Here is a 14,852-nt window from a genome sequence, read left to right on the forward strand (position 1 = left end):
GGTCGTGGCGGTGGGGATTCGGGGCTCGGGTCAGCTGTCGGCGATGGTGAGGGTGCTGAGGCCGGCGACCGCGAGCAGGTCGATTCCGGTGGAGCCGGACCAGTCGTTGGCGGTGAAGGAGCGGCCCGGGGCGATGCCCTGGTGGGTGGCGCCGCCGACGGTGACCTGGCCGGCACCGGACTGGACGCGGACCCGGACCGGGGTGCCGCCGGCCAGGTTCACCAGGAGCTGGTCGACGCCGCCGGACATCCGGACCGGGAGCAGGCCGTGTGGTTCGGGCAGGGCCAGGTCGATGCGGCTGGCGCCGCCGTTCAGGTCGACGGCGGCCAGGTCGGCGCCGGTCAGGTCCAGGCGGGAGTGGGCGGTGCCGCCGTCCATCCGCAGCGTCCAGCGGACCGCGGAGCTCAGCTGGATCGTCACGGTTCCGTTCCCGCCGCTGCCGTCCGAGCGCAGGCGCAGCTTGACCGTGCCGTCGGTCTGCTCGGCGGACGGGGTGAGGCCGCTGTTCGCGGGGGTGCTGACCCGGAACAGGTCGTCGCCCAGGTCGGCGGCGGTGAGCTGGACCAGGGTCGCGCTGTCCAGCACGTCGAAGGAGGCCGTCTCCAGGCCGTTGCGGGCGCCGGTGACCGCCCGGTCGCCGGTGTTCGCGGCTGGGTCGGTGGTTCCGGCCTGGCCGGTGGTTCCGGCCTGGCCGGTGGTTCCGGCCTGGCCGGTGGTTCCGGCCTGGCCGGTGGTCGTGGTGGATTCCGGGGCGCGCTGGGCGGCGGCCGGGTCGAGGGCCGCCTGATCGCGGGGGACCAGGAAGAAGGCGGCGATCAGGGCGGCCAGGCCGGCGAACGCGGCGATTCCGATCAATATCGGCCGGCGGCCGGGGGTTCCGGTGTGCGGCGGTTCGAGGTCGGGCGGTGCGCTCCAGCCGGGTAGCGGGTAGGCGGAGGTGAAACCGGGATCGTCGAAGGGGTCGCTGGCCGGTGGGTAGGACGCCCCGGACAGCGGCGGGAACCCGGTGGGATCGGTGTCCTCCTCGGCGAAGTCCTCCGGACCGGGTGTCGGCCATTCGCCCGTCGGCTCGAGGATCTGCTCGGTAACGGGCGCCGCCGGGTCCAGTGCGGGGGCTGCCGGGGTCGGCGCGGGCGTCGTCGGCTGAGACGGGTCGTCGGGGGCGGGGAAAAGGATGGTTGCCAGGACCGGGTGGGTTCCGGAGGTGTAGCGGACCGGCGGAGACTCCTGTTCCGGTGGTGTCGTTGGATCAGTTTCGGTCGAGGGATTGCCGTCCGGAACCTCGCTCATAGCCCCTCCTGCGCCGGTGTCATCGATGACTACGGAAGAGGGGCGTCTCTGGATCGAATCGGGACACCGGGATCACCGTGGGGCGCGCTGCGGGCGTGCGCCGGGACCCGCTCCGCGCGGGATCGCCACGGGGCTCGGCTCTGCCTGGCCACGGAGCTCCAACGTTCGTACCAGATAATGATCTTGATTTTGGGTGGCGCGGACGGGAGACGCCCCGGGTCCCTGGATCAAGGGGCCCGGGGCGTCCGCGTGCAGAGGTCAGGCGTCGACCTCGGCGCGGTCCTCGGTCGCCCACAGGGTGTGGAACGCGCCGGCGCGGTCCACCCGGTGGTAGGTGTGGGCGCCGAAGAAGTCCCGCTGGCCCTGGATCAGCGCGGCCGGCAGGCGCTTGGCGCGCAGGCCGTCGTAGTACGCCAGCGCGGACGCGAAGCCCGGCGCCGGGATGCCCTGCTGGGCCGCGGTGACCACGACGCGGCGCCAGGCGTCCTGGGCGCCGCTGACCGCGTCCAGGAAGTAGTCGTCGACCAGGAGCGTGCTCAGCGACGGGTTCTTGTCGTAGGCCTGCTTGATGAAGTCCAGGAACTTGGCGCGGATGATGCAGCCGTCCCGCCAGATCTTGGCCATCGCGCCCGGGTCGATCGCCCAGTCGTACTCCTTGCTGGCCGCCTGGATCTGCTGGAAGCCCTGGGCGTACGCGACGATCTTGGAGGCGAAGAGCGCCTGCTCGACGTCGGCGCGCAGGTCGCCGCCGGCGTGGGCGGCGCCGGCCGACGGGCCCGGCAGGCCGGCGTCGGCGGCGGCCTTGCGGACGTCCGCGCCGCCGGAGAGGGCGCGGGCGAAGACCGACTCGGCGATGCCGCTGACCGGCACGCCCAGGTCCAGGGCGGCCTGCACGGTCCAGCGGCCGGTGCCCTTCTGCTCGGCCTGGTCCACCACGATGTCCACGAACGGCTTGCCGGTCGCGGCGTCGTTCTGCTTGAGCACCTCGGCGGTGATCTCGATCAGGTACGACCCGAGCCGGCCCGCGTTCCACTCGCCGAACGTGGTGGCGATCTCCGCCGGGGACAGGCCGCCGACCTGGCGGAGCAGGTCGTACGCCTCGGCGATGAGCTGCATGTCGGCGTACTCGATGCCGTTGTGCACCATCTTGACGAAGTGGCCGGCACCGTCCGGGCCGACGTGCGTGCAGCACGGCTCGCCGTCGACCTTCGCGGCGATGTCCTCCAGCAGCGGGCCGAGCGCGTCGTACGACTCGCGCGGGCCGCCCGGCATGATGCTCGGCCCGTGCAGCGCGCCCTCCTCGCCGCCGGAGACGCCCATGCCGACGAAGTGCAGGCCCTTGGCGCGGAGCGCGGCCTCCCGGCGCCGGGTGTCCGCGAAGTGCGCGTTGCCGGCGTCGATCAGCATGTCGCCCTCCTCCAGGAGGGGAGCGAACTCGTCGATCACGGCGTCGGTGGCCGGGCCGGCCTTCACCATGATCACTACCCGGCGTGGGCGCTCAAGGCTCGCCACGAACTGCTCGGCGGTCTCCGCGGGCAGGAACGTGCCCTCATGGCCGAACTCCTCGGCCAGTTCCTTGGTCCGGCCGTAGGACCGGTTGTGCACCGCCACGGTGTGCCCGTGCCGGGCGAAGTTGCGGGCCAGGTTGCGGCCCATCACCGCAAGGCCGGTGACCCCGATCTGCGCTTTCTGCGACATTCCTACGTCCTCTCGTAACCGGCCCGTCACGGGCCCACGCGCTCTTTCTACGGGATCGAACGGCCGCGGGTTCGATCACGTCCACGTGGTGAAAAGCTCAACCCGTCCATGCTGCCCCGCGCGGGCCGGTCATGCCGGGTACGCCGCCGGAAACGCCCGGGCGGGGCGGGCGCGCGCGAGATCCGTGCGGCGGTACGCTTCCTGCCATGCCGAACCGGATCGTGCCGTCAGCCGGTCGGCCCTGACATGCGCCGGGGCGAGATCTGGACCATCGGCGACCGCTCCGACCTGCGATACCGCGTGCTCGTGCTCTCCGCCGACAGTTACAACGAACGGGACAACGCGTCGCCGTACTGCGCGCCGATCGTACGCCAGCGCGGCGTGACCGAACTCCCGCCGTTCGCGGTCGCCCTCACCGAGCAGGATCCGATCACCGGTGTCGTGGTCGTCAACCGGATGCGCCGGCTGCCCGCCTCGGTCGGCGCCGAGCGGATCGGCATGGTGACCGGCTCCAGCATGGCCCGCTTGACCGAGGCGATGCGGGACCTCTTCGAGTTGTAGCCGCCGATCCGTCCCCGGCCGCCCCCGAAAGCCTTACGCCCGACCGGGTGACTGTGTGACGGACACCCCAGGCAGCGGTCCGGCCCGGATGATCGGGGGATGTGTACGCCCGGTGCGCTGGCGTAAACCGGAACCGGTAGGCGGGGCGGGGAGGCGTATCAGTGGGTGGTCAGGCGTATGCGGAGGCGCTCAGGGATCGGTGGGCCAGGTCGGCCGCCACCGACCTGGCCATTGACCGGCTCGCCGGGGTGGAGGAGATGGCCAACCTCGGCTGGGGCGAGTGGGACCTGGTCACCGGCGACGTCTACTGGTCGCCGCAGCTCTACCGGATCTTCGAGCGTGACCCGGCGCTCGGCCCGCTGACCAGGGCCGAGGCGGAGCGCTCCGGCAAGGCCTCCTCGCTCGGCGACGCGGTGCTCGCCGCGGCCCACGACACCGACCGGATCGATCTGGTCAGCCAGGTGCGGATCGGGGACCGGATCCGGCGGCTGCGCACGGTCGCGGACACCGTCCGGGACGCCGACGGCCGGCCGGTGCGCCTGTTCGGCATCGTCCAGGACGTGACCGGGCAGCCGGTCAGCGCGCAGCGGCTGGCCGAGGTCGAGCGGAAGCTGGACGAGCAGCGCCGGGCCACGGTCGCCGAGCACGACCTGGCCCTGCGCCTGCAGGAGATCATCCTGCCGATCCCGGACGAGCCGATCGAACTGCCCGGGCTCAAGGCCGCGGTCCGCTATCTGCCGGCCGGACAGGAGACCATGGTCGGCGGCGACTGGTTCCACGCGGCCGACCTGCGCGACGGGACCGTGCTGCTGGCCGTCGGCGACGTCGCCGGCCACGGCACCAAGGCAGCCAGCAACATGGCCCAGCTCCGGCACGCCCTGCGCGCGCTGGCGGTGGTGGACAGCGACCCGGTCACCCTGCTCGGCCACCTCAACCGGCTCACCTGCGAGCTGGAGCGGGAGACCCCGGAGCTGGCCGCGACCGCGGTGATCGCCCGCTTCGACCCGCGCCGCCGGGAACTGGTCTGGGCGCAGGCCGGGCACCCGCCGCCGCTGCTCTGCCGGGACGGCCGGACCGCGACGCTGGCCCGGCCGTCCGGCCCGATGCTCGGCGTCGTGGAGGACGCCCGTTACACCGCCGCGGTCACCGAGTTCCGCCCCGGTGACGTGCTGCTGCTCTACACCGACGGGCTGGTCGAGCACCGCGGGCAGAGCCTGGACGCCGGCCTCGACGCGGTCATCGCCACGGTGGACGACACCGTGCGGAGCGCCCCGCACCAGCCGCTCGCCGAGCTGGTCGGCCGGCTGCGGCGGGCCAATCCGGACGACGACACCTGCATCCTGGCCGCCCGGCCGTCCACCGGCGGGACCCGCGACCTGCGCCACCTGCTGGGCCGGATCTGACCACCGAGTATGTTGCTCCCGCGCCGTACCGTCGTCGGCAGTCATCGGCGAACCTCGGGAGCGGACGTTGCCACGACTCACACGCCGTCTCGTCACACCGGATCTCTACCGGCTGATCGCCGCCACACTGGTCGTGCTCGGTCTCGCCCTCGGCGGGACCGCCCTCGCGACGGTGCATCACCGCTCCGGCCTGACCCGGGACATCACCGGCGTGAGCGGTCCGCTCAGCGTCAGCGCGCAGGAGCTCTACCGGTCGCTGTCCGACGCGGACGCGACCGCGGCCAACGCGTTCCTGGCCAACGGAGCCGAACCGGCCGCGCTGCGGCAGCGCTACCTCGACGACCTGGCCCAGGCCGGCGCCGCGCTGACCGTGGCGGCCCGGGACGCCGACGACGCGGACACCGCCCGGCTCGCGGTGCTCACCGACCAGCTGCCGGTCTACTCCGGACTCGTCGAGACGGCACGGTCGTACAACCGGCTGGGCGTACCGCTCGGGGGTGCATACCTGCGGGAAGCGTCAGCTCTGATGCGGCAGACCCTGCTGCCGCAGGCGCAGGCCCTGTTCGAGTCCGCGCAAGGCCGGTTGGGCGGCGCGCAGCGGGACGCCGCCGGGCTGCCCTGGCCGATCCTGCTGCTGGGCCTGCTCGCCGTGGCCGCGCTGCTCACCGCCCAGGTGCTGCTCGCCCGCCGGACCAACCGGGTCTTCAACGTCGGCCTGGTCGCCGCCAGCCTGGTCGCGCTGATCATGCTGGCCTGGTCCGCCGTCGCGCTGGGCGCCGCGGCCACCCGGGTCGAGGCCGGCCGTCAGGAAGGCTCGAAGGTGGTCACCACGCTTGCCACCGCCCGGCGCGCGGCCCTGCAGGCCCGCGCCGACGAGGCGCTCACGCTGGTCGCCCGGGCCGGCAGCGGCGCCATGGAGAATGATTACGACGTCGCCATGAGGGACCTGGCGGGCCTGCTCGGCGCGGCCGCGGTCCAGGCGCCGGAGGCCGACCGGAAGCTGATCCGGCAAGCCCGCGAGCACGCGAGCCGATGGCAGAAGCTGCACGACGGGATGCGCGAGCTGGACGACAAGGGTGACTATCTGGCCGCGGTGGCGAAGGCGACCGCGACCGGCCCGGCCGACCTCCCGGCCGCCTTCTCCGAGCTCGACTCGGCCGTCTCCGCCGCCCTGGCCGTCGCCAACGAGCGGGTCGCCCGGCAGGCCGGGAACGGAGGCCGCGCCCTGACCGGCCTGGAGATCGCGTTGCTGCTGCTGACCGCGGGCCTGACCGCCGCGGTCATCCTCGGGTTCCGGCCCCGGATCGGAGAGTACCGATGAAGCGTCCCGTCGCCCTGCTCGTCCTGCTCACCCTGCTCGCCGGTTGCGGCTCCGAGGCGCGGCCGCAGCCCACCGGCGGCGTCCGGGCGGTCGTGCCGCTGCCGGAGAACGTGCAGGACCCGGCCGAGGTCCCGAGCCCCCCACCGGCTCCGAACTGCACGCCGCGGGCCAGCCTGCGGCCCACCGGCACGCTGCCGGCACCCGGGCGGATGCCGGCCGGCAGCACGATGGCGAAGATCGCCGCGCGCGGCCGGTTGATCGTCGGCGTCGACCAGAACGCGTACCTGTTCGGCTTCCGCGACCCGGCGACCGGCGATCTCGTCGGCTTCGAGATCGACATGGCGCGCGCGGTGGCCAAGGCGATCTTCGGTGATCCGGGGAAGATCCAGTTCCAGGCGATCACCACCGCGGACCGGATCCGGGTGATCCAGCAGGGCTCCGTCGACATGGTCGTCCGGACCATGACGATGACCTGCGAGCGCTGGCAGCAGGTCTCGTTCTCCACCGAATATCTCGCGTCGCACCAGCGGCTGCTTGTCCGCCGGGGCTCCGGCATCCGTGAGTTCAGTGATCTGGGCGGCCGCAAGGTCTGCGCCACCCGGGGCAGCACCAGCATCCGGACGATCGCGGCGCAGCCGTCGAAGCCGATCCCGGTGGCCACCGACAGCACCCTGGACTGTCTGGTCATGCTCCAGCAGGGCCAGGTCGACGCGGTCTCCACCATCGACGTGCTGCTGGCCGGTCTCGCCGCGCAGGATCCGAGCACCGAGGTCACTGGGGCGCGCAGCAGCGACGAGCCGGCCGGGATCGGCATCTCCAAGGACTCGCCCGACCTGGTGCGCTTCGTCAACGGGGTGCTGGAGAAAGTGCGCTCGGACGGTACGTGGACCCGCAGCTACCAGCGCTGGCTGTCGGCGCTGGGCCCCGCTCCGCAGCCGCCGGCCCCGGTCTACCGGGACTGACCCGCCCGGTGTTGTATTCATCGGCGATCATCTTCGTGTGACGACCCTGTGGCCCTCGGGCCGGAAGACCCTCGGATATCCGGCGCTGCTCGTGGCCGGACTGGCCGCGCTCTACCTGCCGATCCACACCCAACTGGAGCTCGACGACTGGGCGGCTCACCTACGAGCCACGGGCGTACCGGCCCGAGGGTTCGTCTATGACCTGACGTCGACCATGCATTTCCGGTACGAGGTCGGCGGCCGGCAGTACGAGGAGATCGTCTCCTGCCCCGAGACGTGTCTGCTTCCCGGTGAGTCCATTGCGATCTGGGTGAACCCGGCTGACCACACCGACTTCGTCACGGGTCTCGGCACGCTCAGCGGGAGCCGTGGCGGCCCGCAAGGCTTGGTGGGATTCGTCGGTTTCGTGGCGGCCGTCGCCGGTGGCTACTGGACCGTCCGCCGGTTCCGTCCACCCCGGCCCTGGCGGACCGCCCTGATCGACGGCCGGCGTTCGTTCACCGATGGGCGCACCACCGAGGCCGCCCGTACCAGCGCGGAGGGCATCGCGCTGCTGGAGCGTTACCGGGAGCGGCGTCTGGACGAGTTGTGGCTGGACTGCGATCTCGGCGCGGACGACGAGATCTGGCCGGTGGTGAAGGTGCTGGAGGACGCGGCGTTCGAGAAGCGCCGCATCGACGTCGGTCTCGTCAACGTCTACTCGGCCAGCCCGCTCCAGGCGGCCAAGGTGGCGCGGGTCCTGCGGCACTGGGCCTATCACGTCGAGGTCGTGTCAGCATCGGCCGAGCTCCGTACCATGTCGGCGGTCTGACAGGATGCCCCGGTGAAGCCAACGGTCTCCTGTGTATTCGTCTGCCACGACGGCGCCGGCCGGATCCTGCTCGCCAAGCGTTCCGAGCAGGCCCGCGACGAGCCCGGGACCTGGGACTGCGGCGCCGGCGCGCTGGAGTTCGGCGAGACGTTCGAGGCGGCGGTCACCCGCGAGGTGATCGAGGAGTACACGGCCGTGCCGCAGGCGATCGAGGAGCTCGGCGTCCGCAACGTACTACGGGAGGACCCGCCGTCGCACTGGGTCGCGGTGATCTTCGCGGTGCGGGTCGACCCGGCCGAGGTCCGGATCGGCGAGCCCCACAAGTTCGACGCGCTGACCTGGTGCACCCCGGACGATCTGCCCTCCCCGCGGCACTCCCAGCTCGACGCCACCCTCGCCCTACTGCACTGGTGACCGTCTCGCGCGCTTCGCCGGCAGGCCGGCCAGCAGTGCGTCGAGGGTCTCCGCGTCGGCCCAGCCGTTGACGGCGATGTCGCCGGCAGCTGACACGGTCACCTCCAGGCGGTCCGGGGTGGGTGCCATCGGCAGGCGGTCGGTGAGCCGCAGGAACCGCTGGTTCGTGGAGCCCACCCAGGGCCGGGCGTGGTCCAGCAGGTCCTGCCGGAACGGGCCGGCGACCAGGAGATCTGTGGCGGTGAGCAGGGCGGTCACGTGCTCGTCGGCGCGGGCTCGCAGGTCGTCGTACTCATAACCGGTGAAGGTCATCACCGAGCGGCCCGCGGCCCGGACCCCGGCGGCCACCTCGGCCAGGCCCTCGGCCTGGTCGAACGGCTCCCCGCCGAGCAGGGTGACCCCCTCGGTGCCGGCGGCGAGGATCCGGGCGATCAGGTCGGCGGGCCGGGTCGGTACGCCGCCACGGGTGGTGAACAGGTGCGGATTGAAGCAGCCGGGGCAGCGGATCGAGCAGCCCTGGACCCAGATCGCGGTCCGCAGGCCCGGTCCCTCGGCGGTGGTCCGCTCGAGGAACCGGGCCAGGAGCACGTCAGACATCGACGATCCGGCCGTACGGGCCGGTGACGGTGTCGTCCGGAGGCGCCGGGGGAGTGCAGACCAGTCGGTCGCGCAGGGCGACGAACTCGTGCGGGGCCAGGCCGGCCGCGGCGGTGAAGTCGTTGACACCGGCGAAGCCGCCGCGCGACTGCCGGACGAGCAGCACCCGGGCGGCGCGTTCCGGGCCGAGGAGCGTGGCGAGCTGCTGCTCGGTGGCGGTGTTGACGTCGACCTGGACCGGCGGCTGGTAGGGATCGGGCGTGGGGGCGGGCACGGGTGGCTGATACGCCGAGTAGTACTGCTGCTGGGGCGGGATCACGTTCTGCAGCGACGGCGGCGCCGGCTGCTGGTGCACCGGCTGCGGGCCGACCCACGCTGTCTGCGCCGGCTGCGCGTACCAGGGCTGGTACCCGGCCCGCCACCGCAGCCAGGCCGAGTTGATGATCAGCGCGTGGCCGATGCTCACCAACCAGGCCATCACCCAGCAGGTGAAGAAGATGTCCTGCCCGGCGGTGTCCTTGCCGAAGCGGCTGCCGACCAGGATGCCGACCCAGCCGATCACGGTGTAGACGACGCCCGGCAGCCACCACGAGGGCCGCCGGGCCCGGACGCCGACGTAGAGGAAGCCGAGCCCGCCCAGGCAGCCGAACCCCAAGACCGGGAACAGCACCCAGGCGCTGTGCCCGAGCCGCCAGGAGAGCGCCGCCGGCCCGGTCGGCTTCGGCGGCCGAGCGCCGGGGTTCGTTCCGTCAGGCGGGGTCCACGTCACGGTTCACCTGCTGTTCCTGTGCTTGTTGTGACTCTCTTGCGAAGTCGGCGGTCCAGGAGCTGCTCTGCACCGGCCCGCCGATCAGATCCTCGAGTACGGCGATGTAGTCCACGCAGCGCTCGCCCAGGATGTCCAGGGTCTCCGCGCTGACCTGCCCGTCCTCACCGACGGTGACGACGATTCGCGGTTTGTTCACGCTCACGCCCGCTCCACCTCGAACACCAGGCGCACGCTGGCGTCGTCCTGCACCGACTCGGACTCCAGCCGCAGCCCGGCCGTCGGCGCCCGATCCCGGATCCGTTCCAGCACGGCCTGCTGGACCCGCCGCCCGTACGCCGCGTCCACCGCCGTGACCAGCTCGATCGCCCGCTCCGCCGGCATGCCGGAGGCGTGCGCCGACCAGATGCCCTCGGCGTCGCGGCTGAACGCCAGCAGCTGCTCACCCCAGGCCGCGGTCAGCGCGCTCCCACTGCTCGACGTGACCGTCGCGCCGGTGTCCCGCAACGCGTCCGCCAGCAGCGTCACGTCCCGCATCCGCGTGCCGACCCGGACCACCGTCATGCCGTCCTGGCGCCGCTCGGCCCGGGCCTGCACGGCCGCCACGCCGGCCAGCGCCAGCGGCACCAGAAGCAGTGAAACGCTCACCTCAGACTCCCCGTCTCGTTCCGGAACTCCCAGTCATCGGTCCCCGTCGCCGAGACCGCCCGATTGCGGGCCCAGCCGCGCAGCCCGTCGATCCGCTCGGCCTGGGTGACGCTGAGCGGCACGATCGTCATCACCGCCCGCACCAGATCGTCGCGGCGCAGCCCCCGCCGCTCGGAGAACGCGTCGAACAGTCCGGCAACGACCGCCTGCTCGATCTCGGCGCCCGCGTAACCCTCGGTCAGGCCGGCCAGCTCGTCCAGCAGGGCCGGGTCGACGGCCAGCTCACCGGCGGCCCGGGGGCGGCGCAGCGCGCGTTCCAGGTGCACCCGCCAGATTGCGACCCGCTCGGCGCGGCTCGGCAGGTCGACGAAGAACACCTCGTCGAACCGTCCTTTGCGGAGCAGCTCGGACGGCAGCCCCTCGAAGTCGTTGGCGGTCGCGACCACGAACACCGGCTGCTGCCGCTCCTGCATCCAGGTCAGGAACGTACCGAAGACGCGGGCGCCGGTGCCGGAGTCGCCGTTCGTCCCGGCGGCGAACCCCTTCTCGATCTCGTCGATCCAAAGCACACACGGCGCCACCGCCTCCGCGACCCGCAGCGCCGACCGCATGTTCTGCTCGCTGGAGCCGACCAGGCCGGCGAAGACCCGGCCCACGTCCAGGCGCAGCAGCGGCAGGTCCCAGGCGGTCGCCATGGCCTTTGCGGTCAGCGACTTCCCGCAGCCGGGCACGCCGGTGATCAGCACCCCGCGCGGTGCCGGCAGACCCCACTCGGCCGCCTCCGGCAGCCACGAGCCGTTCCGTTTGACCAGCCAGGACTTCAGGTTCCGCAGGCCGCCGAGGTCGGAGAGGGTCACGCCGGCGTCGATGAATTCGAGAACCCCCGATTTACGGACGATCTGGCGTTTCTCGTCGTGCACGATGCGCACGTCGGCCAAGTCGAGGACGGGGTCGTCCACCATCGCCCGGGCGTACGCGTTCTCCGCCTCCTGCATGGTCAGCCCGGCCGCCGCCGTCACGAACCGCTCGTGTCCGGCCTCGTCGAGCGCGACCCGCAGCCGCCCGGTCGCCGCGTTCGCCTGGATCATCGCGCCCAGCAGTCCGCGCAGCTCCGCCGGCCCGGGCAGCGGGAAGTCCACCAGGGTGACGTCCTTGCTCAGCTCGGCCGGGATCTGCGGCACCGGGGTGAGCAGCACCAGCGTGCGCGGGTGCGGGCCGGAGCGGAACGCCTGCGCCACGTCCCGCAGCAGGCGGACGATCTCCATGTTCTGCGGGTACTGCCCGTCGACGTGCAGCGGGTGCAGGTCCCGGAAGACGAAGACGGCCGGCTCGTCGATCCGCGGGAGTGCCTGCAGCGCGTCGGTGGCCCGCTGCCCGCCGGCGCGCGGCTTGCCGTCCGGCTGAATCAGTCCAGCGGTCACCGACCAGGTCCACATCGCTCGCGGCCGGCGCACCAGTGCCTCGTCCCCGGCGACCGTGGCGATCTGGTGCAGGGCGCGCTGCTCCTCGAACGTCTCGACGCAGAGCACCGGGAACCGGGCCTTGAGCAGTTGCGCCAAGGTCTCCGGAAACGACACCGATACTCCCGCGTTCATCTCGACGATCCTAGGCTGCCTGGGAAAACCGGGACATCGGCCGATCGCCGCGAGCTGGCGGTCCGCTGGCACGTACCTCTATAAATCGGACGTATGGGTTCGGCTCCGGCGGGTATCTGAACGGGAATGATCCGGTACGGGGACGAGGTGGCGTCGATCGCCCGTGAGCTGCGTGATCCGGGCGATCTCGAGATCCTCCTGGACCGCGCGGAGAGTGCGCGCGTGGTGATGATCGGCGAGGCCACCCACGGCACGCACGAGTTCTACGCCTGGCGGTCCGTGCTCACCCAGCGGCTGATCGAGGAGCGCGGCTACTCCTTCGTGGCGGTCGAGGGGGACTGGCCGGACTGCGAACGGGTCGACCGCGCGGTCCGCGCCGAGCCGGGCGAGCCGGACGATCCGCGCGCCGCCCTGATCCGTTACGACCGGTGGCCCACCTGGATGTGGGCGAACGAGGAGATCGTCGACTTCACCCGCTGGCTGCACGGTTACAACGCGGTGCGCCCGCCGGGGCGCCGGGCCGGGTTCCACGGCCTCGACGTCTACTCGCTGTGGGAGTCGATGCGGGAGATCCTCACCTGGCTGCGCGAGCACGACCCGGACCGGGTGCCGGTCGCGCTGGACGCGTACCGCTGCTTCGAGCCGTACGACGAGGACCCGAACGCGTACGGCTGGGCCACCCAGTTCATCAACGCGACCTGCGAGAAGCGGGTCGCCGCGATGCTCGAGGAGCTGCGCGGGCATGACCTCGAGGTGCGGCAGAACGCGGCCGTGGTGGCGGGTGCGGAGAACTACTACCGGTGCATGGTGCGCGGCGGGCCGGAGGCCTGGAACGGCCGGGACCGGCACATGGACGAGACCCTGGACCGGCTGCTGACCCGGTACGGCCCGCGCTCGAAGGCGGTGGTCTGGGCACACAACACGCACGTCGGCGACGCCCGCGCCACCGACCAGGGCGATCGCGGCGAGCTGACGCTCGGGCAGCTGGCCCGGGACCGGTACGGCTGGGACGAGGTGCTGCTGGTCGGCATGGGCTCCTACCGTGGCGGCGTGGTGGCCGGCCCGCAGTGGGGCGCCCACATGGAGGCGATGGCGGTGCCGCCGGCGCGGGCCGGTTCGCTGGAGGAGATCCTGCACCTGACCGCGCCGCCGGACGCGCTCTTCGTCTTCCCGGCCGGGGACGAGCGACCGGATCTGCTCACCACGGTGCTGCCGCATCGGGCGATCGGGGTGGTCTACCGGCCCGAGCGGGAACGCTGGGCGAACTATGTACCCACCGTGCTCGGCGACCGCTACGACGCGTTCCTCTGGTTCGAGGAGACCCACCCGGTGCGGCCGCTGCACACGTTGCGGGTCAACGCCCACGAGCCGGAGACGTACCCGAGCGGTGTGTAATCGCAATTCAAGTCGCGATTAAATCGATCTTTACGGCGATCTTCCTCCATCAGCCTAGTGACGTGCGCGGATGTCTGAAGGGCCATGATTTCCTGGCCGGGAATGCGCTCCATCACGCGGCGCCGCGTGCTTACCGTGTGTCCGTTCCACAATCCATTTCGGATCTTCCCCAATCGGAACGGGGTGTTCATGAAAAAAATCTTCCGCCTGCTCCTCGCCACGTTGCTGAGCGTGTGCGGGGTGTCCGTCGCGGCCGCCCGACCGGCGTCCGCGGCACTGGCGTCGGGGTATGTGCTGAGCAGTTCGACCGCCACCCTCCCGGCCGAGCTCTCCGCACTGGCGACCGGAAAGCGCATCCAGTATCTGTCCACGACGATCACCGGGAGCGCGATCACCAGCACCGCACTCATTCTCACCCCCAAGACCGGGAAGACGAACCGAATCGTCGCCTGGGCACACGGCACGACCGGCCTCGCCAATCAGTGCGCGCCCTCGACCAACCAGAGCGTCTTCTGGGCGGAGGCCCGGATCGCGGTGGCCGAGCTGCTCAGTCGCGGCTGGACGGTCGCCGCCACCGACTATCCCGGGCTGGGCGCGGCGGGCCAGCATCCGTACCTGATCGGGGCCAGCGAGGCCCGGGCGATCATCGACAGCGTCAAGGCGGCCCGCAACCTGGACTCGGCGCTGAGCACCCAGTACGTGATCGACGGCCACTCGCAGGGCGGCCAGGGCGCGCTGTTCGCCAGCCAGATCGCCCCCGCCTATGACGGGAACCTGGTGCTCAAGGGCACGTCCAGCATCGCCCCACTCTCCAACGCGGACGTCATCGCGCCCTACATCCCGGGCACCGCCGAGCAGGGTTACCTGGTGATGGCCCTGTACGGCCTGAACGCCGTCGACTCGAGCGTGCAGCCGCAGACCATCCTGGCGCCCGCGGCCAAGACCAAGACCGGCGTGCTCACCACGGGCTGCCTCAACGAGATCCTCGCGGCGTACGCGAGCCTGACCGCGGCGCAGCTGGTGGTCGGCGGCGTCGTACCGAACAACGTGCTGACCAAGCTGGCCCAGTACGACAACCCCGCGCAGACCGCGCCGAGCGCGCCGATCCTGGTGGTGCAAGGGACCGAGGACGAGGCGGTCCCGTACGACATCACCGCCGGCCTGCTGATCCCGCAGCTGGAGGCGTACAGCCAGCCCGTGCAGTTCGAGCCCATCGAGGGGGCGACGCACGACACCGCGGTGATCGAGTCGGCCGAGCTGGTGGCCGACTGGATCGCGGCCCACTTCTCCTGAGCCACGGAGCCACCCGGTCGTCCCCGCCGATCGGGTGGCTCCGTCGTCCAGGTCACATCGACACGGGCGTTTCCTGGCGGACACCATGTGGGCATGGT

At 71.9% G+C, this 14,852-nt stretch carries 15 protein-coding genes; 8 read left to right on the top strand and 7 right to left on the bottom strand.

The genetic code is table 11. The features are described 5' to 3' along the window. Window positions 1-30 precede the first annotated feature (30 nt). Both CHC09_RS46405 and gndA read right to left on the bottom strand, forming a co-directional pair. Window positions 31-1,290 (bottom strand): hypothetical protein, encoded by a 1,260-nt coding sequence (locus tag CHC09_RS46405; protein ID WP_089294833.1) that lies wholly within the window; start codon window positions 1,288-1,290, stop codon window positions 31-33. Between the two features lie 258 nt (window positions 1,291-1,548). Then, window positions 1,549-2,988, bottom strand: a complete 1,440-nt coding sequence (gene gndA / locus CHC09_RS20925) for an NADP-dependent phosphogluconate dehydrogenase (protein WP_089294834.1) — start codon at window positions 2,986-2,988, stop codon at window positions 1,549-1,551. Window positions 2,989-3,234: 246 nt separating this feature from the next. Here gndA and CHC09_RS20930 point away from each other — a divergent pair, with 246 nt between their 5' ends. The 6 genes from CHC09_RS20930 to CHC09_RS20955 all read left to right on the top strand — a co-directional run bounded on the left by CHC09_RS20930 (window position 3,235) and on the right by CHC09_RS20955 (window position 8,460). Beyond that, window positions 3,235-3,549 (top strand): type II toxin-antitoxin system PemK/MazF family toxin, encoded by a 315-nt coding sequence (locus tag CHC09_RS20930; RefSeq protein WP_089294835.1) that lies wholly within the window; start codon window positions 3,235-3,237, stop codon window positions 3,547-3,549. A 161-nt stretch (window positions 3,550-3,710) separates the two neighbouring features. Then, window positions 3,711-4,952, top strand: coding sequence for a PP2C family protein-serine/threonine phosphatase (locus CHC09_RS20935; protein WP_089294836.1), 1,242 nt, complete (start codon window positions 3,711-3,713; stop codon window positions 4,950-4,952). A gap of 67 nt (window positions 4,953-5,019) precedes the next feature. Further along, window positions 5,020-6,273 carry a hypothetical protein gene (locus tag CHC09_RS20940; protein ID WP_089294837.1) on the top strand — a complete coding sequence of 418 codons (1,254 nt, stop codon included), beginning with the start codon at window positions 5,020-5,022 and terminating at the stop codon, window positions 6,271-6,273. Beyond that, a complete protein-coding gene (locus CHC09_RS20945) occupies window positions 6,270-7,235 on the top strand; it encodes a glutamate ABC transporter substrate-binding protein (protein WP_089294838.1) in 966 nt (321 codons plus the stop codon). The genes CHC09_RS20940 and CHC09_RS20945 overlap by 4 nt, the downstream gene beginning before the upstream one ends. A gap of 37 nt (window positions 7,236-7,272) precedes the next feature. After that, window positions 7,273-8,046, top strand: coding sequence for a cyclic-phosphate processing receiver domain-containing protein (locus CHC09_RS48865; protein WP_373871914.1), 774 nt, complete (start codon window positions 7,273-7,275; stop codon window positions 8,044-8,046). A gap of 12 nt (window positions 8,047-8,058) precedes the next feature. Then, window positions 8,059-8,460, top strand: a complete 402-nt coding sequence (locus CHC09_RS20955) for an NUDIX domain-containing protein (RefSeq protein ID WP_089294839.1) — start codon at window positions 8,059-8,061, stop codon at window positions 8,458-8,460. Here CHC09_RS20955 and CHC09_RS20960 read toward each other — a convergent pair. Genes CHC09_RS20960 through CHC09_RS20980 form a run of 5 tightly spaced genes read right to left on the bottom strand, consistent with a single transcriptional unit; the run spans window position 8,446 to window position 12,066 of the window. After that, the gene (locus tag CHC09_RS20960; protein ID WP_089294840.1) at window positions 8,446-9,057 is read right to left on the bottom strand and encodes a 4Fe-4S single cluster domain-containing protein; all 612 of its coding nucleotides are present in this window, start codon (window positions 9,055-9,057) and stop codon (window positions 8,446-8,448) included. The genes CHC09_RS20955 and CHC09_RS20960 overlap by 15 nt on opposite strands. After that, complete coding sequence (locus tag CHC09_RS20965) at window positions 9,050-9,826, bottom strand: ComEA family DNA-binding protein (RefSeq protein WP_089294841.1); 777 nt, start codon at window positions 9,824-9,826, stop codon at window positions 9,050-9,052. The genes CHC09_RS20960 and CHC09_RS20965 overlap by 8 nt, the downstream gene beginning before the upstream one ends. Beyond that, the gene (locus CHC09_RS20970; RefSeq protein ID WP_239138361.1) at window positions 9,807-10,028 is read right to left on the bottom strand and encodes a DUF2997 domain-containing protein; all 222 of its coding nucleotides are present in this window, start codon (window positions 10,026-10,028) and stop codon (window positions 9,807-9,809) included. The genes CHC09_RS20965 and CHC09_RS20970 overlap by 20 nt, the downstream gene beginning before the upstream one ends. Next, the gene (locus tag CHC09_RS20975; protein WP_089294843.1) at window positions 10,025-10,471 is read right to left on the bottom strand and encodes a hypothetical protein; all 447 of its coding nucleotides are present in this window, start codon (window positions 10,469-10,471) and stop codon (window positions 10,025-10,027) included. Before CHC09_RS20975 ends, CHC09_RS20970 begins: the two co-directional genes overlap by 4 nt. Beyond that, window positions 10,468-12,066 (bottom strand): AAA family ATPase, encoded by a 1,599-nt coding sequence (locus CHC09_RS20980; protein ID WP_089294844.1) that lies wholly within the window; start codon window positions 12,064-12,066, stop codon window positions 10,468-10,470. The genes CHC09_RS20975 and CHC09_RS20980 overlap by 4 nt, the downstream gene beginning before the upstream one ends. A gap of 126 nt (window positions 12,067-12,192) precedes the next feature. Between CHC09_RS20980 and CHC09_RS20985 the strand changes: the two genes are divergently transcribed. Together CHC09_RS20985 and CHC09_RS20990 are read left to right on the top strand one after the other, a co-directional pair. Further along, window positions 12,193-13,461, top strand: coding sequence for an erythromycin esterase family protein (locus tag CHC09_RS20985; protein ID WP_089294845.1), 1,269 nt, complete (start codon window positions 12,193-12,195; stop codon window positions 13,459-13,461). A 189-nt stretch (window positions 13,462-13,650) separates the two neighbouring features. Next, window positions 13,651-14,754, top strand: a complete 1,104-nt coding sequence (locus tag CHC09_RS20990; protein WP_089294959.1) for an alpha/beta fold hydrolase — start codon at window positions 13,651-13,653, stop codon at window positions 14,752-14,754. Window positions 14,755-14,852 lie beyond the last annotated feature (98 nt).

The sequence above is a fragment of the Actinoplanes regularis genome, from assembly GCF_900188005.1.
GTDB classification, from domain to species: Bacteria; Actinomycetota; Actinomycetes; order Mycobacteriales; family Micromonosporaceae; genus Actinoplanes; species Actinoplanes regularis.

Coding starts and splice junctions, on each gene's coding strand:
- CHC09_RS46405 (WP_089294833.1), bottom strand. CDS start 1,290: ATGAGCGAGGTTCCGGACGGCAATCCCTCGACCGAAACTGATCCAACG.
- CHC09_RS20960 (WP_089294840.1), bottom strand. CDS start 9,057: ATGTCTGACGTGCTCCTGGCCCGGTTCCTCGAGCGGACCACCGCCGAG.
- gndA (WP_089294834.1), bottom strand. CDS start 2,988: ATGTCGCAGAAAGCGCAGATCGGGGTCACCGGCCTTGCGGTGATGGGC.
- CHC09_RS20930 (WP_089294835.1), top strand. CDS start 3,235: ATGCGCCGGGGCGAGATCTGGACCATCGGCGACCGCTCCGACCTGCGA.
- CHC09_RS20980 (WP_089294844.1), bottom strand. CDS start 12,066: ATGAACGCGGGAGTATCGGTGTCGTTTCCGGAGACCTTGGCGCAACTG.
- CHC09_RS20985 (WP_089294845.1), top strand. CDS start 12,193: ATGATCCGGTACGGGGACGAGGTGGCGTCGATCGCCCGTGAGCTGCGT.
- CHC09_RS20990 (WP_089294959.1), top strand. CDS start 13,651: ATGAAAAAAATCTTCCGCCTGCTCCTCGCCACGTTGCTGAGCGTGTGC.
- CHC09_RS20945 (WP_089294838.1), top strand. CDS start 6,270: ATGAAGCGTCCCGTCGCCCTGCTCGTCCTGCTCACCCTGCTCGCCGGT.